At 60.2% G+C, this 26,212-nt stretch carries 23 protein-coding genes; 11 read left to right on the forward strand and 12 right to left on the reverse strand.

Translation table 11 applies throughout. The features are described from left to right. Positions 1-6: 6 nt before the first annotated feature. Complete coding sequence (locus tag ACESSC_RS04915; RefSeq protein ID WP_117640582.1) at positions 7-387, reverse strand: GntR family transcriptional regulator; 381 nt, start codon at positions 385-387, stop codon at positions 7-9. A gap of 215 nt (positions 388-602) precedes the next feature. Between ACESSC_RS04915 and ACESSC_RS04920 the strand changes: the two genes are divergently transcribed. The 3 genes from ACESSC_RS04920 (at position 603) to ACESSC_RS04930 (ending at position 3,785) form a co-directional block, all read left to right on the forward strand. Then, entirely contained in the window at positions 603-2,216 is a 1,614-nt protein-coding gene (locus ACESSC_RS04920) for a peptide chain release factor 3 (protein ID WP_117645820.1), read from the forward strand. 156 nt (positions 2,217-2,372) lie between these two features. Then, positions 2,373-3,095, forward strand: a complete 723-nt coding sequence (locus ACESSC_RS04925; RefSeq protein WP_373161573.1) for a VUT family protein — start codon at positions 2,373-2,375, stop codon at positions 3,093-3,095. A 9-nt stretch (positions 3,096-3,104) separates the two neighbouring features. After that, positions 3,105-3,785: an SDR family NAD(P)-dependent oxidoreductase gene (locus ACESSC_RS04930; RefSeq protein WP_373161575.1), complete on the forward strand. Its 681-nt coding sequence runs from the start codon at positions 3,105-3,107 to the stop codon at positions 3,783-3,785. 50 nt (positions 3,786-3,835) lie between these two features. On the opposite strand, the gene ACESSC_RS04935 is transcribed toward ACESSC_RS04930, so the two are convergent. Both ACESSC_RS04935 and ACESSC_RS04940 read right to left on the reverse strand, forming a co-directional pair. Further along, on the reverse strand, positions 3,836-4,561 hold the full coding sequence (locus tag ACESSC_RS04935) for a uracil-DNA glycosylase (protein ID WP_373161578.1): 726 nt from the start codon (positions 4,559-4,561) through the stop codon (positions 3,836-3,838). A gap of 88 nt (positions 4,562-4,649) precedes the next feature. Next, positions 4,650-5,552: a DMT family transporter gene (locus ACESSC_RS04940; RefSeq protein WP_373161581.1), complete on the reverse strand. Its 903-nt coding sequence runs from the start codon at positions 5,550-5,552 to the stop codon at positions 4,650-4,652. Positions 5,553-5,710: 158 nt separating this feature from the next. On the opposite strand from ACESSC_RS04940, the gene ACESSC_RS04945 reads away from it, so the two are divergent. Beyond that, complete coding sequence (locus tag ACESSC_RS04945; protein ID WP_373161584.1) at positions 5,711-6,577, forward strand: LysR family transcriptional regulator; 867 nt, start codon at positions 5,711-5,713, stop codon at positions 6,575-6,577. A 27-nt stretch (positions 6,578-6,604) separates the two neighbouring features. On the opposite strand, the gene ACESSC_RS04950 is transcribed toward ACESSC_RS04945, so the two are convergent. Beyond that, the gene (locus ACESSC_RS04950) at positions 6,605-7,987 is read right to left on the reverse strand and encodes an MATE family efflux transporter (protein ID WP_373161586.1); all 1,383 of its coding nucleotides are present in this window, start codon (positions 7,985-7,987) and stop codon (positions 6,605-6,607) included. A gap of 191 nt (positions 7,988-8,178) precedes the next feature. On the opposite strand from ACESSC_RS04950, the gene ACESSC_RS04955 reads away from it, so the two are divergent. Further along, positions 8,179-8,994 (forward strand): putative RNA methyltransferase, encoded by an 816-nt coding sequence (locus tag ACESSC_RS04955; RefSeq protein WP_373161590.1) that lies wholly within the window; start codon positions 8,179-8,181, stop codon positions 8,992-8,994. Positions 8,995-9,121: 127 nt separating this feature from the next. Here ACESSC_RS04955 and ACESSC_RS04960 read toward each other — a convergent pair whose 3' ends face one another. After that, a complete protein-coding gene (locus tag ACESSC_RS04960) occupies positions 9,122-9,523 on the reverse strand; it encodes a hypothetical protein (RefSeq protein ID WP_117805917.1) in 402 nt (133 codons plus the stop codon). Between the two features lie 435 nt (positions 9,524-9,958). On the opposite strand from ACESSC_RS04960, the gene ACESSC_RS04965 reads away from it, so the two are divergent. Continuing rightward, positions 9,959-10,663, forward strand: coding sequence for a class I SAM-dependent methyltransferase (locus ACESSC_RS04965; RefSeq protein ID WP_117805916.1), 705 nt, complete (start codon positions 9,959-9,961; stop codon positions 10,661-10,663). A 48-nt stretch (positions 10,664-10,711) separates the two neighbouring features. On the opposite strand, the gene ACESSC_RS04970 is transcribed toward ACESSC_RS04965, so the two are convergent. Next, positions 10,712-11,008, reverse strand: coding sequence for a hypothetical protein (locus ACESSC_RS04970; protein ID WP_055310006.1), 297 nt, complete (start codon positions 11,006-11,008; stop codon positions 10,712-10,714). Between the two features lie 77 nt (positions 11,009-11,085). Between ACESSC_RS04970 and ACESSC_RS04975 the strand changes: the two genes are divergently transcribed. From ACESSC_RS04975 to ACESSC_RS04990, 4 genes are all read left to right on the forward strand, one after another. After that, on the forward strand, positions 11,086-11,574 hold the full coding sequence (locus ACESSC_RS04975) for a GNAT family N-acetyltransferase (RefSeq protein ID WP_373161592.1): 489 nt from the start codon (positions 11,086-11,088) through the stop codon (positions 11,572-11,574). Positions 11,575-11,878: 304 nt separating this feature from the next. Then, positions 11,879-13,882 (forward strand): GTP-binding protein, encoded by a 2,004-nt coding sequence (locus ACESSC_RS04980; RefSeq protein ID WP_373161593.1) that lies wholly within the window; start codon positions 11,879-11,881, stop codon positions 13,880-13,882. 93 nt (positions 13,883-13,975) lie between these two features. After that, positions 13,976-15,094 carry a DUF8462 domain-containing protein gene (locus tag ACESSC_RS04985; protein WP_373161595.1) on the forward strand — a complete coding sequence of 373 codons (1,119 nt, stop codon included), beginning with the start codon at positions 13,976-13,978 and terminating at the stop codon, positions 15,092-15,094. Further along, positions 15,087-17,600: an excinuclease ABC subunit UvrA gene (locus ACESSC_RS04990; RefSeq protein WP_443985205.1), complete on the forward strand. Its 2,514-nt coding sequence runs from the start codon at positions 15,087-15,089 to the stop codon at positions 17,598-17,600. Before ACESSC_RS04985 ends, ACESSC_RS04990 begins: the two co-directional genes overlap by 8 nt. A 29-nt stretch (positions 17,601-17,629) precedes the next feature. Here the strand turns inward: ACESSC_RS04990 and ACESSC_RS04995 are convergent, their stop codons facing one another. The 6 genes from ACESSC_RS04995 to ACESSC_RS05020 all read right to left on the reverse strand — a co-directional run bounded on the left by ACESSC_RS04995 (position 17,630) and on the right by ACESSC_RS05020 (position 24,973). Further along, positions 17,630-18,229 carry a tRNA (cytidine(34)-2'-O)-methyltransferase gene (locus ACESSC_RS04995; protein ID WP_117636890.1) on the reverse strand — a complete coding sequence of 200 codons (600 nt, stop codon included), beginning with the start codon at positions 18,227-18,229 and terminating at the stop codon, positions 17,630-17,632. A 101-nt stretch (positions 18,230-18,330) separates the two neighbouring features. Continuing rightward, positions 18,331-19,461, reverse strand: coding sequence for a GTP-binding protein (locus tag ACESSC_RS05000; protein ID WP_373161598.1), 1,131 nt, complete (start codon positions 19,459-19,461; stop codon positions 18,331-18,333). An 86-nt stretch (positions 19,462-19,547) separates the two neighbouring features. Then, positions 19,548-19,889, reverse strand: coding sequence for an arsenate reductase family protein (locus ACESSC_RS05005; RefSeq protein ID WP_373161600.1), 342 nt, complete (start codon positions 19,887-19,889; stop codon positions 19,548-19,550). Between the two features lie 11 nt (positions 19,890-19,900). Then, the gene (locus tag ACESSC_RS05010; protein WP_089572906.1) at positions 19,901-20,524 is read right to left on the reverse strand and encodes a flavodoxin family protein; all 624 of its coding nucleotides are present in this window, start codon (positions 20,522-20,524) and stop codon (positions 19,901-19,903) included. Positions 20,525-20,598: 74 nt separating this feature from the next. Then, positions 20,599-22,128 carry a diguanylate cyclase domain-containing protein gene (locus ACESSC_RS05015; RefSeq protein WP_089572908.1) on the reverse strand — a complete coding sequence of 510 codons (1,530 nt, stop codon included), beginning with the start codon at positions 22,126-22,128 and terminating at the stop codon, positions 20,599-20,601. Between the two features lie 127 nt (positions 22,129-22,255). Further along, entirely contained in the window at positions 22,256-24,973 is a 2,718-nt protein-coding gene (locus tag ACESSC_RS05020) for a bifunctional diguanylate cyclase/phosphodiesterase (protein WP_373161604.1), read from the reverse strand. A gap of 319 nt (positions 24,974-25,292) precedes the next feature. Here ACESSC_RS05020 and ACESSC_RS05025 point away from each other — a divergent pair, with 319 nt between their 5' ends. Next, positions 25,293-26,162, forward strand: coding sequence for a patatin-like phospholipase family protein (locus ACESSC_RS05025; RefSeq protein WP_195246888.1), 870 nt, complete (start codon positions 25,293-25,295; stop codon positions 26,160-26,162). Positions 26,163-26,212 lie beyond the last annotated feature (50 nt).

Consider the following 26,212-nt stretch of genomic DNA (forward strand, 5'->3'; position numbering starts at 1 on the left):
AGATGGCTACTGCATGGTTTCGGGGGCTACGAGGTCGAGCATCTCGTGCAGCTTGTCGCGCGTGACGCCCAAGGCTTCGGCTTGGCTCGCCGCTTTCGCAAGCAGCTCTTCGATATGGCAGAGCTGATTTTCGCGCAAGAGTTCTTGGTTGCCCTCGGCGACAAAACAGCCCTTGCCCTGCACGGTGCAGATAAAGCCGAGTTGCTCCAGGTCGGCGTAGGCGCGCTTGGTGGTGATGACACTCACGCCAAGATCGCTCGCGAGTGCACGGATGCTGGGGAGTTTGGCTCCCGCAGCGAGCGCGCCCGAAAGGATCTGAGCTTTGACTTGCGAGGCTATTTGCTCGTAGATGGGCTTGTCGCTCGAATTGGATAGGATGATGTCCACAGCGGCTCCTTAGCTGTTGGGCTACACGTGTATATAACCGGTAAGCACAGTATATATACACTATGTACAGTTACGCAAGAGGCAAATTCGGATTGGGCCGGCTACCCAGGCCCCAACTGATGAATTTGTCCTGATAGGCGCCCTAGAGCGGGATTTCGCGGCTACAATAGTGCGGTTACAACGACGTAATGCACTCAATGCAAGAAAGGATCCGCATGGCAAGCCTGTCGGATGAAATCTCGTCGCGCCGCACATTCGCGATCATCAGCCACCCGGACGCCGGTAAGACCACGCTTACCGAGAAGCTGCTGCTCTATACCGGCAGCATCCAGACTGCCGGCTCGGTCAAGGGCAAGAGCTCGGCCAAGCATGCCGTCTCGGACTGGATGGACATCGAGAAGGAGCGCGGTATCTCCGTTACCTCCTCGGTGCTGCAGTTCACCTACAACGGCGCCTGCGTCAATATCCTCGATACCCCCGGCCACCAGGACTTCTCGGAGGATACCTACCGTACCCTTATGGCCGCCGACGCTGCGGTCATGGTCATCGATGGCGCCAAGGGCGTCGAGGCCCAGACCAAAAAGCTCTTTAAGGTCTGTACGCTGCGCCACATTCCCATCTTCACCTTTGTGAACAAGCTCGACCACGAGGCTCGCGACCCGTTTGAGCTCATGGAAGAGATCGAGAACGTCCTGGGTATCAATACGTATCCCATGAACTGGCCGATCGGCAGCGGCCGCAACTTCCGCGGCGTGTTCGACCGTCAGACCCGTCGCGTCATTGCCTTTGAGGGCGACGGTCACGCCAACGCCACCAAGAAGGTCGCCGAGGTCGAGGCAGAGTTGGGCGACCCCGCCATGGATGAGCTTATCGGCGAGGAGAACCATAAGAACCTGATGGATGACATCGAGCTGCTCGATGGCGCCGGCGACGAGCTCGACCTGGATGCCGTGGCCTGCGGCAAGCTGAGCCCGGCGTTCTTTGGCTCGGCGCTCACCAACTTTGGCGTGGAGCCCTTCCTCAAGGAGTTCCTGCGCCTGGCCCCGACGCCGCGCGCCTACACCGATACGCTCACCAGCGAGCCGGTCGATCCCTGCCGCGACGACTTTAGCGGCTTTGTGTTTAAGATCCAGGCCAATATGGACAAGAACCACCGTGACCGCATCGCCTTTGTGCGAATTTGCTCGGGCAAGTTCGAGCGCGGCATGGACGCCTTCCACGTGCAGGGCAACCGCAAGCTTAAGCTTGCCACGGGCACGTCGATGATGGCCGATGACCGCGCCATCGTGGACGAGGCATACGCGGGCGATATCGTGGGCCTGTTCGACCCGGGTATCTTTAGCATCGGCGACACCGTGTGCTCCGGCAAGCGCCACGTGCAGTATCCGCAGATCCCGACGTTCGCGCCCGAGATGTTCGCCCGTATCACGCAGGTCGACACGCTCAAGCGCAAGCAGTTCGTGAAGGGCATGGAGGAGCTTGCCCAGGAGGGTGCCATCCAGATCTTCCGCGAGCTGGGTGCCGGCATGGAGAGCGTCATCGTGGGCGTGGTCGGTGTGCTGCAGTTTGAGGTGCTCGAGCGCCGCCTTAAGGCCGAGTACCGTGTTGAGGTTCGTCGCCAGCCGCTGCCCTATACGGACATCCGCTGGATCCAGAACGACCCCGATACCATCGACATCCCGGGCCTCTCGCTCACGCGCGACACGCTGCGCGTCGAGGACATGCGCGGCGGCAAGCTGCTGCTGTTCACGAGCCCGTGGAACGTGGACTGGGCAACCGATCACAACCCCGATCTTATCCTGTCGGAGTTTGGCAACGTAACGTTTTAGCGCACCGGCGCGGTGGCCCTGTGGGGCTGCCGCGTCGTTTGCTTGCCTGATGCCGCGTGAGCGGCTATTATACCCACCGTCGTCTCAAGACCGTGACGTCCGAGCAGTTCGGGTCCGATATCCTGCTCGTTAAACCTAAAACCAAAGGAGTACATAATGATCAAGAAGGTCATGGAGGACTACAAGGTCCTGTTGCGGAGCATTCCCGCGGCAACGGTTTCGCTGTTTTTCGTGAGCGTCATCATGATGAACCTGCTGGCCAACAAAGAGCTCATCAGCCTGCCGTATCTGGCACTCGATTGCGGCTTTGTGGTGAGCTGGGTTTCGTTTTTGTGCCAGGACATGATCTGTAAGCGCTTTGGCGCCAAGGCATCCATCAAAATCTCTATTCTCGCGCTGCTGGTCAACCTGACCGTGAGCCTGTGCTTTTGGGCATGCTCGCTCACGCCCGGCATGTGGGGCGCCTACTACGACACGGGTATGATCGAGGTCAACACCGCCCTTAACGCCACCATCGGCGGCACCTGGTACGTGGTGCTGGGCTCTTCGCTGGCAATGCTCGTTTCTGCCGTGGTTAACTCCACGCTCAACCAGTCGCTCGGCCGCATGCTCAAAAAGAATAACTTTGCGAGCTTTGCCTTCCGCTCCTATGTGTCTACGGGCATCGGTCAGTTTGTCGATAACCTGGTCTTTGCCATTGTGGTGAGCCACACGTTCTTTGGTTGGACCTGGGTGCAGGTCCTTATGTGCTCGCTGACCGGCGCTGTTGCCGAGCTGCTGTGCGAGGTCTTTCTGAGCCCCGTGGGCTATAAGGTCGTGCGCGGCTGGGAGCGCGAGAATGTGGGCTCCGAGTACCTCGAGCGCCACGCAACCGCCTAAGGAGCAAGTATGCGGGTTTTGATCACGGGCGCTTCGGGCGGTATCGGAGCCGCGTGCGTGCAGCGCTTTTTGGACGAGGGCCACGAGGTCGTGGGCTTTGACCTGCTGCCGGCGGCGGTCGAGCACGAGCGCTACCGCCATCTGATCGTTGATGTACGCGAGCCTAACTCGTTTCCAGGCGACCTTGAGCCTCAGGTAATCGTGAACGTTGCCGGTGTACAGGATTCGGCCGATGACATTGCCGCCAACCTGCGTGGCACCATCAACGTGACCGAACGCTACGCCTTTGTGGGGGAGGGGCTTGCTGCCAAGCCGACAGCGGCTATCAAATCCGTGGTCAATGTGGGGTCGGCGAGCGGACATACGGGATCGGAGTTTCCCGCCTATGCCGCCAGCAAGGGCGGCGTTATCGCCTACACCAAGAACCTTGCAAACCGCCTAGCACCGCAGGCCATCGCCAACAGTGTGGACCCGGGCGGCGTTATCACGCCGCTCAACCGTTGCGTGATGGAAGACGAGCACCTGTGGAACCAGATTATGGAGCTCACGCCGCTTAAGCGCTGGGCTACCGCCCAGGAGATCGCTGAGTGGATCTACTTTGTGGGCGTGACCAACCGTTTTATGACCGGGCAGAGCCTGCTGATCGATGGCGGCGAGGCCGGCCGCACACAATTTATTTGGCCCGAATAGGAAACGCGCCCGATGGAAAGCCGTCGGGCGCGTTTTTGATGTATCGGTTTTTAGCCGAGGCAAGTCCAGTTGACGGGGGTCGAGCCGTGCTGTTCGAGTAGCCGATCAGCTGCCGAGAAGGGGCGCGACCCCATAAAAGCGGGGAGTCCTGCCGTGGCGCGGTTTGCCGAAAGCGGCGAGGGGTGAGTGGACGCAAGGCAGAACTTGCTGGTTTTTCTGCCCGCGCTGGTCGCGGCGAGCTTGCCCTCGACCATCTGCTGGGCAAAGCGGCCCCATGCCAAAAAGACGACCGGTTGGGGCAGCAGGCAGCAGCGTTCGATAACATAGTCGGTGAGCGTGCTCCAGCCCAGTTTGGCGTGCGAGTTGGCGGCATGCTCGCGCACGGTGAGCGTGGTGTTGAGGAGCAGGACGCCCTGTTGTGCCCATGGGGTTAGGTCTCCCGTGGCGGGAATGGGGCAACCCAGATCGGCGTTGAGTTCCTTATAGATGTTGCGCAGGCTCGGCGGCAACTTGGTTTGCGACGCGGGGACCGAGAACGACAGCCCCATTGCCTGGTTGGGTCCGTGATAGGGGTCTTGACCCAAGATGACAACCTTGACGTGGTCTGCCGGCGTGTAGGCGAGGGCATTGAGGATGTCGTCTTGTGCCGGGTAGATGGTCTGCTCGGCACGCAAAAGGGCGATGCGCTCGAGCAGCTGGTTCGTCGTGTCACGTACCGGCTGCGGCGCATCGCCCAACCAAGTTGCTATGTTGCGGTCGCGCGTTGCGGTGTCCATGGAACTCCTTTATGGCAGATGCTATGTCGGCATCTATTGTAAAGGCGCACCGGTTGCCTTTATGCCGCGGCTGTATGAAGAGTGGGGTCTACGAGACGCGCTCGGGTGCTCCTGCCATGTGAGCGTGTCCTTGCGAGCGAAGGCGCGGGAGCTCGACGGTTGCTACCATGACGCCGGTGAGGATGAGGGCGGCGCCAAAGAAGGCGATGGGGCTCAGGACCTCGCCAACCAGGAAAAACGAGAAGACGGCGGAGCAGACCGGCTCGAGCGAGAAGGCAAAGCCCGTGGTCTCGGCGGGCACGTGGGGCTGTACGAGCGTCTGGGTGATAAAGCCGTAGGCAGAGCAGATGAGTGCGAGTGCGACGACAACGACGATCTCGTTGGGTGTGCTGGGAAGCGTGAAGCTGCCCAAGGTGCACGCGGCGATGCCCGAGAACAGACCGCCAAAACCCAGCTGCCAAACACCCAGGGCCAGTGGGTCGACTTCTTCGACAAAGCGCTTGACTACGATAATGTGGCTGGCATAGATAAAGGCTGAGAGCAACATAATGATCGCGCCGGGATTCAGGCTGGTAAAGTCGGCGCCCGAGAGCAGCAGCATACCGCAGGTGACGATGGCGGTGCCGACGAGCACCTTGCGCTCGGGGGCGCGACGCAGCAGGGCGGCGTTGGCAAACGGCACGATCACGACCGTCAGGCTCTGCAAAAAGCCGGCGGTGGAGGCGGAAGTAAGGCTAGAGCCCAGGCACATGCAGGTGAGCTCGGTTGCCATGACGGCGCCGATGATGGCGGCGCGAACCATAAGGTCGCGATTGATGCGGAAAGCGCGCTTGTGGAAGAGCAGCAGACAGGCCGCAAAGGCGATGATGCAGCGCAGCGCAACGATGCTCGTGGCGTTCATGCTGTCCATGCCGATCTTCATGAGGGGGTACGAAAAGCCCCATGCGACGGGAACGGAAAATGAGAGCGCGATTGCTTTTTTGCGATCCATGGGACTCCTTTTGTTACAGAACGGTTTCGCAAAAAGGATTCTGCTCCCAGATGTGGATGTAGTAAAGCGAATGTATCTTCAGTATGATTAAGAAATACTAATGTAAGCGGAAAAAGCGCTGGCAAAACGTTTTATGGCTACATCAATGGGGGGGCACGATGGCATCGCGGTATCAGATTGTGTGTATGGTGGTCGATTGCGGCAGTCTTAAGGGCGCGGCGGACGAGCTGGGCTATACGCAAAGCGCGGTGAGCCAGGCCGTCAAGGCGCTCGAGCGTGAGCTGGGCACCACGCTTATCGAGCGCGGTAAGCAAGGTGTCTCGCTTACGCGCGACGGCAAGCAGTACCTGCCGTATCTGCGCCAGATTGTAACTGCCGAGGCCGAGCTTGAGGGCAAACGGCAGGAGTTGCTGGGGCTTTCGTCGACTGACATTCGCATTGCGACGTTTACCAACGTGAGCCGCACCGTATTGCCGCGCGTGATTCGCGACTTTGGGGCTCTGCATCCGGGCGTGCACTTTACCCTCAAGCAGGGCGATTACACGCGCAACGCCCAGTGGGTGCACGATGGCGTGGTTGACTTTTGCTTTACGGCGCGCGGATTTACCGCCGGGCTCGAGAAGCGCGTGGTCTATCACGACGAGTTGGTGGCGCTGCTGCCGGCCGCGCATCCGCTGACGGCAAAGGAAAAGGTAACGCTCGCCGACCTGGCGTCAGAGTCGTTTGTGCTGCTGGACGAGGGCGAACAGAGCCTGGTGCTCGATGCATTCGCGGCGCACGGGCTGTCGCCGCACGTGACGAGTGAGGTTACCGACGACTACACCATCATGGCGATGGTGGAGGAGGGCCTAGGCGTGAGCATGCTGTATCGCCGTACCGTCGAGGGCATGCGAGCCGATATTCGCGTACGTCCCATCGTGCACGCTCCCTCGCGCGACGTGGTGGCAGCTTGGCGCAGCTGGGACACCATGCCTATCGCCACGAGGCGTTTTATCGACTATATGAGCTCGCATATTGTCAATTAATGACTGGCGTGACATTGAGTGCGGTGTTTAGCGGGCTGTCGATTTGGCTTGGGTGGCGCGATAGGTGCGTGCCGGATGGCAGAGCAATACCGCCACGACCATAAAGAACGCCGTGGTGCCCAGGCTGATGGGGTAGACCATCATGATGTTCGCAAAGGTGCGGAAGTTCGGGAACACGCAGAACACCCAATAGAAGCGGATACCGCAGACGCAGATCATGGTGATGAGGGCTGGCATGAGCGAGATGCCAAAGCCGCGCAGGTAACCGGACATGTTCTCGTAGAACATGCTAAAGGCGTAGGCAGGGAAGATCGAGCACACGCGGATATAGCCGATCGAGACGATGTTGGGGTCGCTGTTGAACAGCGCCAGGATTTCGCGTCCCAAGCCTACGATGATGACGATGGTGGTGAGCGCGACGATACCGCCTTCGACCAGGCAGACCTTGAGCGTCTTGGTGCAGCGGTCGATTTGGCGGGCACCGTGGTTTTGTCCCACAAAGGTGGTGCAGGCCTGGCTAAAGCTGTTGAGCAGGTTGTAGCACACGTACTCCAGGCTCATGGCAGCGCTCGATGCCGCCATGACCTCGGTGCCCAAGCTGTTGATGGCGGACTGGATGATGATGTTGGCGACGGCAAAGACAGCGCTTTGGATGCCGGCGGGCAGGCCGATCTTGACGATGCGCTTGAGGGCGACGGGGTCTAAGCCTAAGTCGCGTGGGGTGACGCGGACGACGGAGTCGGTCTTGAGCAGGCGGATAAAGAGCGTAGCGGCGCTGACGGTGTAGGCGATGGCGGTGGCGATGGCGACGCCCGCGACGCCCCAGTGGAGTACGGGGACAAAGATGAGGTCCAGGCCAATGTTGAGGACGGTGGACACGGCAAGTGCCTGCAACGGCATGCGGGTGATGCCGACGGAGCGGAAGATCGCGGCCTCAAAGTTGTAGAGCAAGATCGAGGGCATGCTGAGCAAAAAGACGCGCAGGTAGAGCGAAGCGAGCGGCATGGTCTCGGCAGGCACGTTGAGCGCAGCGAGCATGGGCTCGGCAAAGATCTCGCCCAGTGCGATGACGACAAAGCCCACGAGCGCCATTAAAATCGAGGTATGGACGGCGCGTTTGACCATGTTCTGATCGTTGCGGCCGATAGCGTTGGCGATGACCACGTTGGAGCCAAGCGACATGCCAATAAACAGGTTGAGCATAAGACTGGTAAGCGGAACATTGGAGCCGATCGCCGCCATGGCGAGGGTTCCCTGGTCGCCCGAGAAGTTGCCGATGATGACCGTGGCGATGAGGTTCGACAGCTGCTCCAAGATGCTCGTGGCGGCTACGGGGAAGGCGAACAGGGGAATATTGCGCCACAGCGAGCCGGTAGTCATGTCAATGTGCTTAGATGCGGTGTCTGCCATACGCTCTCAATCTCTAATATGCTCTTTCGTGCTTATTTGCGCAGACGATGATACTCCTAATGCAGCCAGCCGGCACTTAGGGACGTTCCTTTTCTGCCGGCAGCTGGGGACACTCCTTGTCTCTTCTATGACTAGGTGGGGAAGGCGTGCGACAATGGTGGGCGTTGTGTTGTTCGCGCTAAGGAGTTGCCATGTTGTTGTGTCCCGTTTGCCATGAACCGTTGGTGGACGACGAGCGCGGTGCTGCATGCGCGGGCGGACACCGATTTGACCGTGCGCGCGAGGGCTATCTCTATCTGCTGCGCTCGTCCAAGAGCGGCGACTCCATGGGTGATCCCAAGTCGCAGGCGCGCAGCCGTCGTGACTTTCTGAACCGTGGATACTACGCGCCGTTGCGCGATACGATGGTCGAGCTGGTGCGCGAGCGGGTGTCTGGACGTGCCGCGTCTACGAACTGCCCCATGACGCTGCTCGATATTTGCTGTGGCGAGGGCTACTACACCAGCGCCATGGGTGCGGTGCCGGGCGTAGATGCTTACGGTTTCGACCTGGGCAAAGAGATGGTGCGCCTGGCCGCCAAGCGCGGCGATGCGACCTACTTCGTGGCCAACATGAAGGCTATCCCCGTGGCCGATGGCGCCTTCGATATGGTGACCGAGCTCTTTGCCCCCTTTAACGAGCGCGAATTTGCCCGCGTGCTGGCGCCAGAGGGCTCGCTCTATACCGTGGTGCCGGGTGCTCGGCATCTGTTTGGCCTCAAAGAGGTGCTCTACGACACGCCATATCTCAATGACGAGAAGCTGCCGAAGACCACTGAACTCGAGTTGGTCGGAACGCAGCGGGTGTTTGCGAACATTACGCTCCAGACCCAGGCTGACATCGAGGCGGTGTTCCAAATGACGCCGTACTACTACCGCACGCGCCCTGCCGATAAAGAGCGCCTGGCAAACCTGGACACCCTTCAAACCGACATCGACTTCATCATCGCCGAGTACCGTCACAGCTAACAACCTGCCAAAAAGGGACAGGTTTATTTTGGCAGGTGTTATCTGGGCAAACGTAAAGGGCCGACCGCGGATATGCGCGATCGGCCCTTTTAGTTACTTGGCTGCAGAGGCTATGAGAAGTGAGCGCTTACAGGCGGTCCTTGTTCTCGGCCTTGACGGCGTGTGCCTGCTGAACAAAGAACAGGTCGTAGACCACGATGACAAAGGCTCCAATATTGACGGCGCTGCCGCCGAGCGCGGGAAGGGTGAGCACAGCCTGCGCAATCGTGGCGATTGCGGCAACGATGCCGAGCTTAAACGCGCCATCCACCTGCGAAGGCTTGTTGGCGCCCTTGATGCCCGCAACACCTGCGGCAAGGTCGATAACGCCCTTGGCGACAAGCACGACCGCGGCGAGCATGGCGTTCGATCCGTAGACGGATTCAAATTTGCCGGTTGCGATGCCGGTGATACCGATGACGAGGCTGGCGATGCCCAAAACAAAATAGATGAGGGCAAGGATTTTGAGTGTCTTGCGCGCGGCGCTCATAGGTAGTCCTTTCGATTCGGGCGCTGCCAGTCTGGCGCGTCCCATATGCTGCACATATCGTGAAGCACATTGTAGTTCAACGTGACGGCGTGTGTGTTAGAAAGCGCTTCTCGCCTGTGCAGGGCAATCTTTCAAAAAGGAAAGCCAGCTGTAAGTCAAATCGATGGCAGCTCATGTGCGGCGCTGCGATGATGAGGCCGTGATAAGAAGTGAGTCTAAGGAGGAGCCATGATGTACGGACCAGAGCAAGTGCGTGAACCGCGGTCGTTGGGAAGGCGCATGGGTGATTCTGTGATCGCTGCCGTGTGCACGGGATTGATGGCGGTGCTTTGCATTGGGATGCTGTGGACCATGTCGCATGTGGGACAATAACGGACGGTTGGGTGCCAACTGAGGTGGCGCTCACGTATTCGTTTTGTTTGCTAAGGAGTGTCCATGGGCGTCGTCGATCCCTTTTCTGTTGCTCGGGCCGCGGGGCTTGAGCTGACCGGGAAGTCCGAGGGCCTCACGCTCACCGACGGCACGATGGAACTGCGCGCCGATTTTGGCCGCATGCTGCCACGACTCAAGCAGGGCCGCCTGCAGCAAGAGCTGCTGGTAAAGGTTGCGCGCACAAAAGGCATCGAGCGCCCATGGGCGATTGATGCCACGGCGGGCTTTGGTGAGGATTCGCTGCTGCTGGCGGCCGCGGGCTTTACCGTCGATCTGTATGAACAGGATTGCGTAATCGCGGCACTCCTCAAGGACGCCTTGGATCGCGCGGCAGATGATCCGGCGCTTGCGGCTGCTGTGGCGCGCATGCGCTTACATGCGGGCGAGGACAGCATTGCCGGTCTTCGCCATACGGCCGAGCTGATCAAGCAAGGTGAGCTCGCGGCTCCCGACGTGGTGTATCTGGACCCCATGTTTCCCGAGCGCACCAAGAGCGCGGCGGTGAAAAAGAAGTTTCAGCTCTTGCACCATCTGGAGCAGCCGTGCGCCGACGAGGAGACGCTGGTCGAAGCTGCGCTTGCGGTGCACCCGCGCAAGGTCGTTATCAAGCGACCGGTGAAGGGGCCGCTGCTTGCCGGCGTTAAGCCGAGCTATCAGCTTGCGGGCAAGGCCGTTCGTTACGATGTTTTGGTGCCGCCGCGCCCGTAGCTTGTGCACGATGGCTGGCGCTTCGCCAGCGCCGTGCCGATGCGGGGTCTATTTCCAAGGGTGCGACGTCAGGTGCCAGCCGCCGCAGTATTCGCATTTGTAGCAGGCCAAACCACGCCGTCCGCGGTTTTCGCAGTCGGCCATAACGGCCTCGGCTTCGGCGCGTGTGTCGTAACGGTTTTTGCGCTCGCACGACTTATAGCGCCAAGCCTCGTCGCGCTCGGCGTCCAGGGCGTCGCGGCGCTCGTCCTCGCGTGCAAACAGGTCGCTCATATCGCCGCCGGTGGCAGCGCCCAAAAACTCGCTTTTGGCTTTTGACCAGGCGGCTCGCTTTTTGCTCCCCATCTGCTTCGCGCTCCTCTCCAAACGTTGGTATCATTGCTCAATCAAAGTGATACCAATAAACGTGAGGTCGCCGCGTGATGATCAGAAAAACCCTCGATACCGACATTCCCGCCGTCATGGCTATCTATGACGCGGCCCGCGCCTTTATGCGCGCGCATGGCAACGCCACGCAGTGGCCCGAGGGCACGCCTTCGGCCGAGCAGCTGGCTGCCGATATTGCCGCTGGTGGCAGTTACGTGTGCGAAGTCGACGGCCGCGTGGTGGCGACGTTTGCCTTTTTACCGGGTCCGGACGAGTGCTATGACGTGATTGAGGACGGTCAATGGCGCAGCGACACTCCGTATGCCGTGCTGCATCGCGTGGCATCCGACGGCACCGTGCACGGTATCGCGGCGGCGATGTTTGCCTTTGCCAAGGAATGCGCCGACCATCTGCGTATTGACACGCACGAGGACAACTTGCCCATGCAGGGCGCCATCGCCAAGGCGGGGTTCGAGCGTATCGGTATCGTCTATGTGTCCGACGGCACGGCGCGTGTCGCGTTTGATTGGCTGCGCGAGGCGTAGGAGCCAAGGCACGTATCATCACCCAGCTCAAATAAAAAATGACCCCGAGTGGGGCCATTTTTGGTAAACGCGTCGTTGTGGGACTCGCATTGTTACCGCCTCAGATGAGACCGGGCGGGCAAAAGGGGAGGTGCCGGCTTTCGCAAGGCGCGAACCTACGAAAATCGCCGCGCGGCAACGCGGGGCGATGAGCTCGGTCGGGGGATAGGGCCCGCTTCGCCCGCCGGCCTGTAAATTGTATCATCCAGTGTGGAACGAGGATGCCCGTTGCCGCGTGCGATGGGCTGGCAATAAGAGGAGAGCCATGTCGAAGCAAGCGGTCGTTGGAATCTTGGCGCACGTCGATGCCGGCAAGACTACGCTGGCCGAGGCCATGCTGTTCAACGCGGGCCGCATTCGCAAGCGCGGACGCGTGGACGATGGCGATTCGTACCTGGACACGAACGCGATCGAGCGTGAGCGTGGCATCACGATCTTCTCGTCGCAGGCCGTGCTCGACCATGGCGATGCCCGCGTCATGCTCGTGGATGCACCGGGGCATGTCGATTTTTCTGCCGAGGCGGAGCGTACATTGCGCGCACTCGACTACGCGATTTTGGTTGTGGGCGCCAACGATGGCGTGCAGGGGCACACCGAAACCCTGTGGCGCCTGCTTGCGCGCTATGACATCCCGACGTTCATCTTTATCAACAAAATCGATTTGGAGAATCCCGGCCGCGATGTTTTGCTGGCACAACTTGGGCAGCGTCTTTCCGAAGGCTGTCTGGATGCCAACGAACTGTTGGCGGGCGGTGCCGTTCAGGAGGACGCTGCTGCGTTGGACGAGGCGGCGCTCGAGGAGTTTTTTGAAGCGGGTGAGCTTTCTGTCGCAACGCTGTCGCGCATGGTTGCCGAGCGCAAGCTCTTTCCCTGCTTTGCCGGCTCGGCGCTCAAGGACCAAGGCGTGGACGAGCTGTTGGATGGCATGTGCACGCTGATGCGTGAACAGGCGTGGCTCCCGGAGTTTGCCGCGCGCGTCTATCGTGTCAGCCGCGGGGATCACGGCGAGCGTTTGGCTTGGGTTAAAGTGACCGGCGGCACGTTGCGTGCAAAACAGATGATCGATGGACACTTCGGTGCCGAGGCATGGGAGCAGAAGGTCGATCAAGTGCGCATCTATAACGGCGAGAAGTATGAGCTTGCCCAAGAGGTTGCCGCTGGTGGAATTTGCGCCGTGACGGGTCTTGCGCACGTTCGCCCAGGGGACGCCCTGGGCGCGGAGCCCGCGGGCGATGCGCCCGTCATTGCGCCAGTCCTCACCTATACGGTGCTGCCGGGCGAACACGATGTCCATACGGTGTTCAAAGCATTGACTGAGTTGGCGGACGAAGATCCCATGCTCGGCGTAAGCTGGAATACGCATCTTGAGCAGATTCACCTGCAGTTGATGGGTGCCGTGCAGCTCGAGGTCGTGCAGCGCGTGCTGGCCGATCGTTTTGGCCTTGCGGTCGAGTTTGAGCCCGGCGGCATTCTCTATAAGGAGACTATTTCGCAGCCGGTCGAGGGCGTGGGCCACTTTGAGCCGCTGCGCCACTATGCCGAGGTGCATTTGCGCCTGGAGCCGTTGCCAGCAGGTTCGGGCGTGCAGTTTGGCACCGTGACCTCGACCGACGAGCTCGACCTAAACTGGCAGCGCCTGGCGCTTACCAACGCCATGGAGCGCGATCACCTGGGCGTGCTGACCGGCTCGCCCATCACCGATGTGCGCATTACACTCACGGGCGGGCGTGCGCATGCCAAACACACCGAGGGCGGCGATTTTCGCCAGGCCACGTACCGCGCGATTCGCCAGGGTTTGATGCAGGCGCGCGAGGCCGGCGCGGCGGTGCTGTTGGAGCCGTGGTACCACTTTGAGCTCGAGGTGCCGGGGGAGTGCGTGGGCCGGGCGCTCTCGGATGCCACGCGCATGAGTGCCGAGTACGAGCCGCCGACGATGGCGGGAGACCGAGCGAAGCTTGTGGGTCGCGTGCCAGCATCCGAGATGCAGGATTACGCGCTGGAGGTGGCTGCCTACACGAGTGGTCGCGGCCATCTGTACCTGGAGTTCGCCGGTTATGCGGCTTGCCATGATGCCGAGCGCGTAATCGAGACGGCCGCCTATGAGCCCGAGGCCGATCTGCCCAACACGCCCGATTCGGTCTTTTGCTCTCACGGCGCCGGTTACACGGTCAAATGGTACGACGTACCCGCCGCGGCGCACGTAAAGATCGATCCCGCCACCTTCCGCCCCTGGCGAGCGGCAGACGCCGAGTTTTTCGGCAATAGGTGATAGAGGGGTGGTTCCTTTTTCACACGCTATTGGTATAACTCGGTATAAGTTGGTATAACTATTAACAGCGTTTGCCAATCCGAGGAGGCCGACATGAATCCAAATCCCTTTAAGCCCACGGCTGGCAAGCGGCCTCCAATGCTCATCGGTCGCGAGTCGGTCATCGAAGATTTCGAGGAAGGGCTCGATAACGGCGCCGGAGCGCCGGGTAGGCTCATGCTCATTACGGGAAACCGCGGCTGCGGCAAGACGGTTCTCCTGAGGGAGCTGCAACGTCTAGCCAATGAGCACGGATGGGCGGTTGTCTCCGATTCCGCTTCGCTTGGCTTATGCGACCGCTTGGCCGACGCGCTTCGCTCGAATAAACCCGTTGTGACGTCAATGGAGTTCGGTCCCTCGTTTGGCCGGATGTCGGTCGAGGCGGCGCGGGCAAAGGGTGAGACGTTGCGGGGGCTGGTCAACGAGCGCCTCAAGAAGCTCGGTCCAGGCAAGGGCATACTGTTTGCGATTGACGAGGCGCAATCTGCGTCTATCGAGGAGCTGGCGGCTCTTGCCGTTCTCTATCAGCAGGTGCTCGGAGACCAGGATGCCACGGGCTTGTCCGATAGCGACCAGCGCGGTCTTGCGCTGGTGTTCGCCGGCTTACCCAGTATGGTTGACGATCTGCTCGAAGAGCCGAGCGTGACGTTTTTGCGGCGTGCCCAGCAGCGTACGCTGGGGGCGATATCTTTGCCCAAGGTGCGCGATTCATATGTCCAGACGGTCAAAGACGCCGGTCTTTACGTTGACGCGGAGACAGCGGACCTTGCGGCACACAAGAGCATGGGGCATCCCTATATGGTTCAGCTGGTGGGCTATTACATGTGGCGCTCTGCCGTCCGGCGTGGCTCGCAGGTCATTGAAAGGCACGATGTCGAGGATGGGCATGCGGATGCCGTCTCCGAGTTCTACGAAGCGGTTGACGCGCCTCTGTATTACGGGCTGCGCAGTCCACAGCGCCTTTTTATCGAGGCCATGGCGGTTGACGAGGGCAAACCGACTCGCATGGCGGATATCATTGAGCGCTGCGATCGCACCCAGAGCTGGGCGAGCAAATATCGCGCAAGCCTGATTCGCGAGCGCGTCATCGAGGCTGCCGGATACGGCCTCGTCCGATTTACCGTGCCCATGCTGGGCGAGTATATCCGCGACCGCGTTTTATGGCATGAGTAGGGTGATAAAGGTGACGGAACAGAAGATGAGCCCGCAGGCTATCGAGGTGCGCGGTGCACGTGTCCACAATCTCAAGGACATCGATATCGATATTCCGCTGGGGAGGCTCGTGGGCATTGCCGGCGTGTCGGGCTCGGGCAAGAGCTCGCTGGCGCTGGGAGTTCTTTATGCCGAGGGCTCGCGCCGTTACCTGGAGGCGCTCAGCACCTATACTCGACGTCGCCTGACGCAGGCCGAGCACGCCCAGGTGGACGAGGTATTGCACGTACCGGCGGCACTCGCGTTGCATCAGCGTCCCAGTGTGCCAGGCGTGCGCTCGACCTTTGGTACCATGACCGAGCTCAACAACAGTCTGCGTTTGCTCTTTAGCCGCTGTGCCCATCACGTGTGCCCACATTGCGGGGCGCGTGTGGAGCCGAGCCTTAACGTGGCTGCGGGCCTGTCGCTCACGTGCCCCGCATGCGGCCGCGAGTTCTACGCGCCGAGTGCCGAGGACCTTGCCTTTAACAGCGGCGGTGCGTGCCCTACCTGCGGCGGCACCGGTGTCATGCGCGAGGTGGACGAAGCGAGCCTGGTGCCCGACGAGTCAAAGACCATCAACGAAGGCGCGGTGCTTCCCTGGGGTACGCTCATGTGGGATCTGATGAAGCAGGTAGCCGGCGAGATGGGCGTGCGCACCGACGTGCCGTTTAACCAGCTCACGCCTCAAGAGCGCGACATCGTGTTCCACGGTCCGGCGGTTAAAAAGCACATTCTCTACGTTCCCAAAAACGGCGAGGGCGCCACGCCGCTCGATTTTACCTATTACAACGCTGTCTATACCGTCGAGAATGCGCTCGCCAAGGTTAAGGACGACAAGGGCCTCAAGCGCGTGGCGCGCTTTTTGCGCGAGGGGCCATGCCGTGACTGTGGCGGCACGCGTCTCTCCGAGGCCGCACGCCATCCCCAGGTGCGCGGTATCAATCTGGCGCAGGCCGCGGCTATGACGCTGGGTGAGGCGATTGAGTGGGTGCGCGGGGTGCCCGCATCCTTGCCGGCCGAGATGCAGCCCATGGCGACGGATATCTGCGATTCGTTTTTGAGCACGGCCCGTCGACTGGTCGATCTGGGCCTCGATTACCTTTCACTCGACCGCGCCGGTGCCACGCTCTCCACGGGCGAGCGTCAGCGCGTGCAGCTCGCCCGCGTGGTGCGTAACCGATCGACGGGCGTGCTCTATGTGCTGGACGAGCCCTCGATTGGCTTGCATCCTGCCAATGTCGACGGCCTGGTAGGCGTGATGCGCGATTTGGTGGATGACGGCAACACCGTGGTCGTTGTCGACCACGACACGCGCGTACTGGCGGAAGCCGACTATCTGGTCGAGATGGGCCCCGTTGCCGGAGCAGGCGGCGGCAATGTGATCGCCGCGGGCGCGGTAGGCGAGGTCGAAGAATCGCAGGGCAGTCGCATCGCCCCATTTTTGCGCTCGGAGCCTGAGCGCTTGCGTCCGCAGGTGCCTGACGACGAAATGTTCGACCAGGGCCATATCCGCATGGCGACCGATGCCATCCATACCGTCAAACCGCTCGAAGTCGATATACCGCGCGGTCGCCTTGTCGCGGTGACGGGCGTTTCGGGTTCGGGTAAGACGACGTTGGTGCTCGAGACACTCATCCCGGCACTTAAGGCGCAGGCAGCCAGCGAGCGCCTGCCAAAACACGTGCGTTGGGTCGATGCCGAGGGCATTGCACGTGCCAACCTGATAGACGCCACGCCCATCGGTGCCAACGTGCGTTCGACGGTGGCGACTTATGCCGACATCCATGATGAGCTGCGTCGCGCCTTCGCCCGTACGCCCGAGGCCAAGGCAGCCGGCTACAAGGCGGGCGCCTTTAGCTACAACACTGGCGCTTTGCGCTGCCCTACGTGCGATGGCACGGGCTCGATATCGCTCGACGTGCAGTTTTTGCCCGACGTCGAGATCGTCTGTCCGGCATGTCGTGGCTCACGTTATGCAGACGCGGCTTCGCATATCCATCGCGAGGGCAAGGACGGGAGCTTACTGACGTTGCCGCAGCTCATGGACATGAGTGTGGACGAGGCCCTCGACGCCACGCTGGGACTCAAAAAGGTACAGGCGCGCTTGCAGACCTTGCACGACCTGGGATTGGGTTATCTCACGCTCGGTGAGCCCACGCCGGCGCTTTCGGGCGGCGAGGCGCAGCGTCTTAAGCTTGCGAGCGAGATGGGCCGCGTGCAGGACGATGCCGTATTCGTATTTGACGAGCCCACGATCGGCCTGCATCCGCTCGATGTTCAGGTGTTGCTGAGTGTGTTTGACGGCCTCGTCGCCAAGGGCGCCACAGTTGTCGTGATCGAACACGACCTCGACCTTATCCGCAACGCCGACTATGTGATCGACATGGGCCCGGGCGGCGGTGACGCGGGCGGGCAAATCGTCTGCGCCGGCACGCCGGGCGACATCGTGGCCTGCCCCGCAAGCATCACCGGCCGCTACCTATAACCGAATGTGACAAAGGGACAGTTCCTTTGTCACATTCCCGGAAAGCCTGTTTGGCGCAGGGCCTCGTAGAGGACGATGGCGGCGCTGTTGGAGAGGTTGAGAGCGCTGATGCGGTAGTCGTCCGGGTCGACGAAGTTGCCGCAGATATCCTGTCGAAGGATGGCTTCGTGGCTGTCCTCGGTATGCCCGAGCGACTCCTCGTGGGCCTCCCAGGCGTCGGCGTTTTCGAGCGAGTCGCAATCGCGCAACATGGGGATGCGCTCGCAGCGCTCGGGCGCCGCGGCAAGCAGTGGCTCGGGAATCCCCGAGCTCTCGCTGCCAAAGACCAAAAAGTCACCGTCGCGGTAGGTACTTTGCGCATAGGTGCGGCGCGCCTTTTTGGTCAGCAGATGCAGGCGTTCGTCGGCGGGGGAGAGGCCGTTGCGCGCAAGGAAATCCTCCCAGCCGGCATAGGTCGTCACGTCCAAATTTTGCCAGTAGCCCAGGCCGGCGCGACGCACCGTCTTGTCGTCGAGCGAAAACCCCAGCGGCTCCACCAGATGCAGGCGGGCGCCGGTAACCACGCAGGTGCGGCCGATATTGCCCGTATTGGCCGGAATCTCGGGCGCATACAGCACAATGTTGAACATGAATCTCCTTGGCTCAGAACGAAAAACCACCACGAAGGGGACAGGCACCTTCGTGGTGGTTTGGCGGTTACGTAGGCGGAAAAATGCCCGCTTGGATAAACCTAGGCGCGGTGCCAGTCGGTCAGGCAGGCATCGAGGGAGGCGATGAGCGCATCCTTGTCCATGTGACGGCCGATGATGCACAGGCTCGTCATGCGGTCGCCCGTCTCGTCGTCCCAAATCTGCATGATCTCGGGGTTCTCGTCGATGATCTTCTGCTTCTCGCCCTCGGGTGCGGAATCAACGAACAGGCCGTTCTCCATCAGGCGCATCTGGTGGCCGGCCTGCTCGAACATGTAGCACATGTCCGGATTGCTGGCCTGCCACAGCGGACCCTTGACGCGGATGACCTCGTCGGGCCACTCCTGCTCAACAAAATCGGTGAACTTCTGCAGGTCAAACGGCTTGCGGCGCGAGTACACAAAGGTCTCGATGTCGTATTCGAGCACCTCGGGGTCGTCGTGCTCCTCGGGATGCTCCATGGCCTCGATCCAGGCGGCGGAGTTGTAGGCGCGCATAAAGTCGAAGCGGTCGGTGTCGAGCAGCTCCTCCATGGGGACCTCGCCGTTTTGGGCCTCGACAATCACGGCGTCCTTCTGCAGGCTGCGCACGATAGCCTTGAGCTCGGCAATCTGCTCAGGGCTCACGATATCGGTCTTGTTAAGGATCAGCGTGGAGCAGAACTCGATCTGCTGGATGAGCAGGCTCTCGATGTCGTCCTCGTCGATATCCTCGGCCAACAGGTCGCGGCCGCCGTTGAACTCGTCGTACATGCGGGCGCAATCGACCACAGCCACGATGTTGTCGAGTGCAAGCTTGGGCTGGCCGCCCACCTTGGCCTCGTCGCAGAAGCTCGAGATGGTGTAGGCGATGGGGATAGGCTCGCAGATACCCGAGGCCTCGATGATGATGTAGTCGAACTTGCCCGAATCGGCGATGCCCTGCAGCTGGTTGGCAAGGTCGTCCGAAAGCGTGCAGCAGATGCAGCCGTTGGTGAGCGGGATGAGGTCGTCGGTCTCGGAAAGGCCGCCGTCGGCGATGAGGCTGGCGTCGACGTTGATCTCGCCGATATCGTTGACGATCACGGCGGCGCGGATGCCGCCGTCGTTAGCGAGGATGTGGTTGAGCAGTGTGGTCTTGCCGGCACCGAGGTATCCGGTAAGCATGATGATCTTCACGGGTTTGTTGGGCATGTGCCCTCCTTTGTTAGACATGGCTTACAGTTGAATCTTATGCCAAACGCCTGCTCTTATACCCACGCGCCGGCAAATAACACAGGCTACTCCCAGGCTCCCCATACATCGGGGCAATAACCGACGGTGGCCTTTTTGCCGTTGCGCACGATGGGCTCGGCTAGAACCTGCTGGTTCTCGAGCAACTTGTCGAAGCGCTGGCTAGGGATGAGGTGCTGGATGAGCGCGAGCGTCTCCTCGTCCTTGGCCTTGGGGTTGAGCAGCTTGTCGATGCCGCCGACCGCCTGCATCACGCTCGTGAGCTCGCCTTTGCTCATCTCCTTTTCCTTAAGGTCGATAAACTGCACCTTGATGCGGCGCTCCTTAAAATAGCGCTGGGCCTTCTTGGTATCGAAGGACTTCTTGGTGCCAAAAATCTGGATATTCATGTTCCGCCGTTCTAACGAATGAAGTTGGTGCGCTCGCGATCGGCTTCGGGGGCTTCGATGCCGGCAGCCTGCCCTGCCTCGATACAATGCAGGAGCCAAGCCATGTTCTTGCCGATGTTGCGCATGGTGGCCAGGCCCTCGGCGTCCTGGGCGGCCTCGCCCGGCATGGCACCAAAGACGTTGTTCCAGTATGTGGAGGCCACCACGGGCATCTGGTTGATAGTGAAGTATTTGTTGAGTACATCGAAGGTGGTCGACGTGCCGCCGCGACGGGCGACGGCGACCGCGGCACCCGGCTTGTGCACAAAGGCCTTGCTGCCAGCATAGAATGCGCGGTCGAGAGCCGAGAGGATGCGTCCGCTGGGATGCGCATAGTAGACGGGGGAGCCAAAGACAAAGCCATCTGCCTGCTCGGCGGCAGCGATGAGCTCGTTCACCACGTCGTCGTCAAAGGTGCAGCGACCGCCAAGCTTGCCGCACTGACCGCAACCGATGCAGTCGCGGATGGGCTTGGCGCCCAGTTGGAATACCTCGCTGTCGATGCCCTCGGCTTTAAGTTGCTCGGCGACTTCGGCGAGCGCGCGAGCGGTGTTGCCGTTTGCCTTGGGGCTGCCATTGACCAAAAGAACCTTCATCACAAACTCCCTCTGCTGTTGGTGACTTCTGCAGAGGATTATCGCACGATGGGGGAGGCGGTGCGGGCGTGGTGCTAATCCAGTTTGGTACCTGGCACCTGCACGGCTTTCCCGAGCAACACTTTGAGCTCGTTCAAAATGGAAACGGGCTGTCGGTCGACGGTATCCAGATGAAGCGTGGCCACGCGAAGGGGCGGCTGATATTCAAACGAGCCAAAGAGCACGGGAGAGCCCAGGAACCGCTCGATTTCCTTTGCGATCGCGTCGGTCTCTTCGGGATCGAATTCGTCGAAAAGCGCCACGAACATCGGTCCGGTCGAGCGGAACAGACGACCCTTACCGCGCGAACAATCCATGAGGCAGGCGGCGCTCTCCGCCAAAACGCGGTCGCCTGCATCAAAGCCAAAGCGGGCATTGACCTGAGCGATATCGTCGATTTTAATGGCGACCAAGCCCGCCTTGCGCGCGACGCGACGCATTTCGCCAATGGCGTTGACCAGGGCGTGGATGTCGCCCAGGCCGGTCACGGAATCGGTCGTATCTGCCAAGCTGCGGTTGATAATCATGCCCACGTACATGTTGGGCTCGGTATCGGTGCCGTCCAAGCGGTAGCCCGTGCAGTCGCAAAGCACGTATGCTTCGGTGGCATCCATCACGCGATACTGCATGTAGTGGAAGTGCCACGTACCGTTTATCACCATGTCGAGCTCGGCGCGTACGTTGTCGCGGTCCTCGGGGTGAACGCGGGCAAGCCACAAGTCGAGTGAGTTGTAGGGATGCTGGGAGGGCAGGTCAAAATCGCGTACGGCATTAACCGACCATTGTGATTCGCCCGTATCGAGATTGAGGATAAACGGATAGCGCGTCTCGGAGCTCATAGAGATCGCTTGGAATACGCGGTCGTTGCACGGAAGCTGCTCGGCAATTGGGTGTGGCGGCGCGTCATTGTCTTTCGGTTGCTGCACACGATGCATAAGCTTATAGCGATACATCTTGCGATCGGCATCCATCGTCATCTGGCGACGCGTGTCGCCGGCAAGTGGATTGACGCGCGAGCAGCCAAAGCTAAAGCTAGCGATCATGGGCGCCTTGCCACCTGAGCTCGCCTCGATCAGCCCGGCACGTACCTGCTCCAAGCGCTGCTCGAGTTCAGTCTCGTTTGCAGAGAGCGAGATAAGCACAAACTCGTCTCCACCGATACGGAACAGCATCTCATCGTGCTCCATGGTTTCGGAGAGCGTGCGACAGATGCTCAGAATATAGCGATTGCCTTCGGCGTGGCCAAACCTATCATTGCAATGCTTGAGATGGTCGATGTCAATATAGGCGCAGGTGAAGGGGTCGCCTTTGCGCCAGAGCTGCTCGACGTGACGGTCGAGTCCGCCACGGTTGTCCAAGTTGGTGAGCGGATCGATATAGGCGTTGCACTCAAGCAGCTGGCGCTCTTGTTGCAGGATGGCATGCGTCTTTTGCAGTTGCTCACCAACGGCGCGTAGCTCAGCAGGCAGCACGGAAACATCGAGTTCGGCGGTCGAGACACCATTCGCAAGTCGCTGAAGATAGGCAATAATCGATTGCTCGCCCAAGCGATATGACTCGTTCATGATGAATAACCTCCTTGGGCAGAACAACGGTTTGTATCATATCCCCAATTCGGTTTGAATTGGGGATATAAGTTAGCTAATGGAGACAAATGTCCCCTTCGGCGGTGGTGTTTTGCGCGCGAGCGTATCAGTTGTTTTTGCCACCATCGAGCAATGCCTCAAAATCATTCGCCGGCATGGGGCGGTAGTAGAGGAAGCCCTGAGCGTAGCGGGCGCCCATGTGGCGTAGTATGTTTGCCTGCTCATTTGTCTCGACGCCTTCGACCACGACGGGCAGATGGAGCGACTGCGCCATCTCGAGCATCGATGACACGATCTGCGCGCTGCGGCCTTGATCGCGGTCGGTGGGCACAAAGGTGCGGTCGAGCTTGATGACGTCGACGTTGACGTTCTTGAGCATCGCGAGCGTGGACTGGCCGGTGCCAAAATCGTCCATATAGGTCGAGAAGCCGCGGGTGTGCAGGTCGGCTGTCAGTTTGTCCACGGCCTCGGACTCCCCCGTATAAGCCGTCTCGGTGATCTCGATACGCATGAGCTCGGGCGGTAGGTTGTATTGGGCGGCGAGCGTCCCCATATGTTCGGCAACGTCGCAGGCAAGGATATCCACGCGCGACACATTAAGCGAGACCGGAACCACGCGAAGTCCTCGATCGATGCGCCCGCGCAGCCACGAGGCGACACCCTGCCAAATGTACTTGTCGAGCGTCACCACAAAGCCGCTTTCCTCGAGTGCGGGGATAAACGTTGCGGGCGAAATGAGAGAGCCGTCCTTGTCAATCCAGCGGGTGAGTGCTTCGGCGCCAATGATCTCGCCGGTTTCCATATCAACCTGGGGCTGCAGGTAGTAGGTGATGCGGTCGTTTGAGAGCGCATACTGGAACTCGGTGAGGGTGCGGTGAAACGCCACCTCGCGCTTGTATTCCTCGGGGCGAAAGACGGCGATGCGATCCTTAAAATCGTTTTTGGCGCGCCGATTGGTAAACATGGCCTTGGCCTGCGCGTCGATGGTGATTTCCTCGTTGGGGTCGATGGGGCAAACGCCCATGGACGGCCAGAAACCCACGCCGTCATCATGCTTGGCCACGGCGGCACGAACGCGGTTATAGATTTGATGGACGGTGTTGTGCTCAAAGGGGATGAGAATGCAAAAGTCGTCTTGGCCCCAGTATCCTGCGACGCCCATCTCGGCATTTTCGATGTCTTTGAGGACCGTGCCCACATCGGCGAGCACGCGGTCGCCCTCGGCCTGTCCGTGCCATTCGTTGAACAGTCGCATATGACCCATGTCGACGGTGGCGATACACCAAGCGGCGTCGCGCCTTGTCTTAAGAAATGCGTTGGCACGCCGCATAAACTCGCTGGGTCGATAGAGGCCCGTGAGCGTATCGATGCGTTCGGCGACGGCGCTTTTACGCTCAATCTCGGGTATGGGGAGGCTGTCGTTGGGTGCAAGCCCGCCGGCGGCGCGAAGACGACGGTCGAGTTCGCCTAAAACAGCGGTCGCTTGATTGATTAAGCGCTCGTAAAAGACCGGGACGACAAGACAGACGGGGGTAATGGTGTCGTTCGCGATTCGAACAGGAGCGAAAACGGCCTCTTTAAGATGATGGGTCAGTTGCTCGAATGCCTCGTGGTCCAGATCGTTGCTGAGCACGACGAACTGGGCGTTTCGCGAGCGGAAGACGCGACTTCTGCCGCGGGTGATCGATAGCATGCGGCCTGCGTATTCGGCGAGCATGTTGTCGACAGCCTCGGCCCCGTAGAGCTCGTTGAACTTTGCCGTGCCACAAACGCGGACCGCTATAAGCCCCGTCTCGCAACGGTCGCGACGGCAGGCATCGATAGCGTTGATCAGCATACGCTGCGTTCCGAGGCCCGTGGCGGCGTCGACGGTCTCGGCGAGTGAGTGGTTAACAAGTTCGCCGACATAGAGCGAGGGGGTATTTCCGTCGCCGTCGATGCGAAACCCGCGAGCGCGGCAGAGGACGTAGTCGCCCGCGGCATTGCGCATGCGGTACTGCATGACGCGGCGGTGTTTGGAGCCATTATAGATTTGGTCGATGTCGTTGATGTAGGCCTCAAGGTCATCGGGGTGGACGCGCGTTTTCCAGTAATCGTGGCAGTTGTCTACATGCTCAGAAGGAAGACCGAGATCGCGCAGGGCGCCTTGTGACCATAGGGTGCGATGTTTGTCCAAGTTCTCGATAAAGCAATAACGGCCTTCGTTGAGCATCGAAAAGGCGTCAAAAACGCGATCGCTTATTTCGAAGTCGTCGGTGTGGACTTGCGCGATATTGCGTCGATCAAGATGCATGGCATGGCGTAGCTTGTAGTCGTACATGCGATGGTCGGCATCGAGTGTCATGCGATTGGAGACTTCACCCAGGGCGGGGTCGGCGTGCGACACTCCGTAGCTAAACGAGTGAGGCATCTCGGAATCGTTGTTTTTGAGTAGGACCGTTCGGCAGTGTTCCAGGCGCTCGGCGAGGTCGTCCTCGGTCGCAATCGTAGACAGGATGGCAAACTCGTCGCCGCCTATGCGAAACGCCGCCTCGTCCACTTTCATATACAGCTTGAGATAGAGACTTACCTGCAAGATATAGCGGTTGCCCTCGTCATGCCCAAAGACGTCGTTGCAGTGCTTAAGGTTATCGATGTCGATAAACGCCATGGTCACGGGCAGTTCCTGCTCCCAGATTTCCTCTAGGGAACGGGCAAAGCCGCCGCGGTTGCCAAGTCCGGTGAGCTGGTCGGTAAAGGCCGTCCTAATCAGATCATCCTGACGCTCGAGAAGGTCACGGACGGTCTTTTCGAGCGTTTCGGTGTAATTGCTGGCGGTGTCCATGTTGTAAGCGGCTTTCTGAGGTCGGGGCGGATGGCGTCGGGCGAGCTCGTAGTGTACACGCGTCGTTGCTCGGCGCCTTGCGTGTATCCAGGCCCCCGCCTTGCTGCGTTGTTGAGTTACTTTGCCGGCTAATGTTCGCTGTTGATAACAGCTGAGTAGTATAGACAACAGTGCACAATTATATATGGGCGCACATGCTGTGGGCGGCTATTATTCGCCAAACGGCAACGCCTGGGTGCGCATGAAAAATGCGACTGAGTCGATATATGTTGACGGGTATACTTGTCCCGTTTTAAAACGCAGGAACGGAGATGGTCACATGGCACAGCCGGATACGACGCGCACGGTGGGGCTTGCGCTCGAGGGAGGCGGCTACCGCGGTATGTATACGGCGGGCGTGCTCGACGTTTGGATGGAGCGCGGTTTGACCTGCGACCATATGGTGGGTGTCTCGGCGGGCGCGGCGTTTGGCTACAACTTTAAATCGCGCCAGATCGGCCGTGCCATTCGTTACAACAAGGCTTATTGCGCCGACAAGCGCTATGCGAGCGTGACCAGCTGGCTGCGAACCGGCGATATGTTCAATGCCGATTTTGCCTATCACGAGGTGCCTATCGAGCGCGATCCCATCGACTTGGAGGCGTATCGCGCCTGCCCCATGCGATTTACGTGCGTGTGTACCGATATCGAGACGGGCAAGGCCGTCTACCACGATCTACCGTATGGCGACGAGCGCGATATCGAGTGGATCCGGGCGTCGTCTGCCATTCCTGTGGCGACGCGTCCCGTTGCTATTGACGGGCATAAGTATCTGGATGGTGGCGTGGCTGATTCTATTCCCAGCGCATGGCTGTTTGCGCAGGGGTATGACCGCAATATCGTGGTACTCACGCAGCCGGCGGGCTTTGTGAAGCAGCCCAACAGCGTGATGCCCATGCTGCGGCGCGTGTTCCGTCACTATCCGGAGTTTGTTGCAGCGCTTGAGCATCGGCATGAGGTCTACAATGCCACGCTCGATGACCTGGCACGTCGAGAGGCTGCCGGGGAAATCTTTGTGGTGCGGCCGAGCGAATCGGTGAAGGTGCCGTCGCTGTGCCGCGAACCGGATGAGCTCGAGCGCATCTACCAGGTCGGCCGCCACGATGCAGAGGCGACTTTGCCGGCGTTGGAAGCGTATCTGGCGGGGTAAGGGTCGCATACGGAAAGCGCATCCCGGAATGGAGGCCCAAACTGGGATGC

The sequence above is a fragment of the Collinsella aerofaciens genome (assembly GCF_964243765.1).
GTDB lineage: Bacteria > Actinomycetota > Coriobacteriia > Coriobacteriales > Coriobacteriaceae > Collinsella > Collinsella aerofaciens_BU.

What these genes read in the sequence shown, in the direction of transcription:
- ACESSC_RS04920 (WP_117645820.1), top strand. Translation starts at nt 603, where the DNA reads ATGGCAAGCCTGTCGGATGAAATCTCGTCGCGCCGCACATTCGCGATC.
- ACESSC_RS04925 (WP_373161573.1), top strand. Translation starts at nt 2,373, where the DNA reads ATGATCAAGAAGGTCATGGAGGACTACAAGGTCCTGTTGCGGAGCATT.
- ACESSC_RS04930 (WP_373161575.1), top strand. Translation starts at nt 3,105, where the DNA reads ATGCGGGTTTTGATCACGGGCGCTTCGGGCGGTATCGGAGCCGCGTGC.
- ACESSC_RS04935 (WP_373161578.1), bottom strand. Translation starts at nt 4,561, where the DNA reads ATGGACACCGCAACGCGCGACCGCAACATAGCAACTTGGTTGGGCGAT.
- ACESSC_RS04940 (WP_373161581.1), bottom strand. Translation starts at nt 5,552, where the DNA reads ATGGATCGCAAAAAAGCAATCGCGCTCTCATTTTCCGTTCCCGTCGCA.
- ACESSC_RS04945 (WP_373161584.1), top strand. Translation starts at nt 5,711, where the DNA reads ATGGCATCGCGGTATCAGATTGTGTGTATGGTGGTCGATTGCGGCAGT.
- ACESSC_RS04950 (WP_373161586.1), bottom strand. Translation starts at nt 7,987, where the DNA reads ATGGCAGACACCGCATCTAAGCACATTGACATGACTACCGGCTCGCTG.
- ACESSC_RS04955 (WP_373161590.1), top strand. Translation starts at nt 8,179, where the DNA reads ATGTTGTTGTGTCCCGTTTGCCATGAACCGTTGGTGGACGACGAGCGC.
- ACESSC_RS04960 (WP_117805917.1), bottom strand. Translation starts at nt 9,523, where the DNA reads ATGAGCGCCGCGCGCAAGACACTCAAAATCCTTGCCCTCATCTATTTT.
- ACESSC_RS04965 (WP_117805916.1), top strand. Translation starts at nt 9,959, where the DNA reads ATGGGCGTCGTCGATCCCTTTTCTGTTGCTCGGGCCGCGGGGCTTGAG.
- ACESSC_RS04970 (WP_055310006.1), bottom strand. Translation starts at nt 11,008, where the DNA reads ATGGGGAGCAAAAAGCGAGCCGCCTGGTCAAAAGCCAAAAGCGAGTTT.
- ACESSC_RS04975 (WP_373161592.1), top strand. Translation starts at nt 11,086, where the DNA reads ATGATCAGAAAAACCCTCGATACCGACATTCCCGCCGTCATGGCTATC.
- ACESSC_RS04980 (WP_373161593.1), top strand. Translation starts at nt 11,879, where the DNA reads ATGTCGAAGCAAGCGGTCGTTGGAATCTTGGCGCACGTCGATGCCGGC.
- ACESSC_RS04985 (WP_373161595.1), top strand. Translation starts at nt 13,976, where the DNA reads ATGAATCCAAATCCCTTTAAGCCCACGGCTGGCAAGCGGCCTCCAATG.
- ACESSC_RS04990 (WP_443985205.1), top strand. Translation starts at nt 15,087, where the DNA reads ATGAGTAGGGTGATAAAGGTGACGGAACAGAAGATGAGCCCGCAGGCT.
- ACESSC_RS04995 (WP_117636890.1), bottom strand. Translation starts at nt 18,229, where the DNA reads ATGTTCAACATTGTGCTGTATGCGCCCGAGATTCCGGCCAATACGGGC.
- ACESSC_RS05000 (WP_373161598.1), bottom strand. Translation starts at nt 19,461, where the DNA reads ATGCCCAACAAACCCGTGAAGATCATCATGCTTACCGGATACCTCGGT.
- ACESSC_RS05005 (WP_373161600.1), bottom strand. Translation starts at nt 19,889, where the DNA reads ATGAATATCCAGATTTTTGGCACCAAGAAGTCCTTCGATACCAAGAAG.
- ACESSC_RS05010 (WP_089572906.1), bottom strand. Translation starts at nt 20,524, where the DNA reads ATGAAGGTTCTTTTGGTCAATGGCAGCCCCAAGGCAAACGGCAACACC.
- ACESSC_RS05015 (WP_089572908.1), bottom strand. Translation starts at nt 22,128, where the DNA reads ATGAACGAGTCATATCGCTTGGGCGAGCAATCGATTATTGCCTATCTT.
- ACESSC_RS05020 (WP_373161604.1), bottom strand. Translation starts at nt 24,973, where the DNA reads ATGGACACCGCCAGCAATTACACCGAAACGCTCGAAAAGACCGTCCGT.
- ACESSC_RS05025 (WP_195246888.1), top strand. Translation starts at nt 25,293, where the DNA reads ATGGCACAGCCGGATACGACGCGCACGGTGGGGCTTGCGCTCGAGGGA.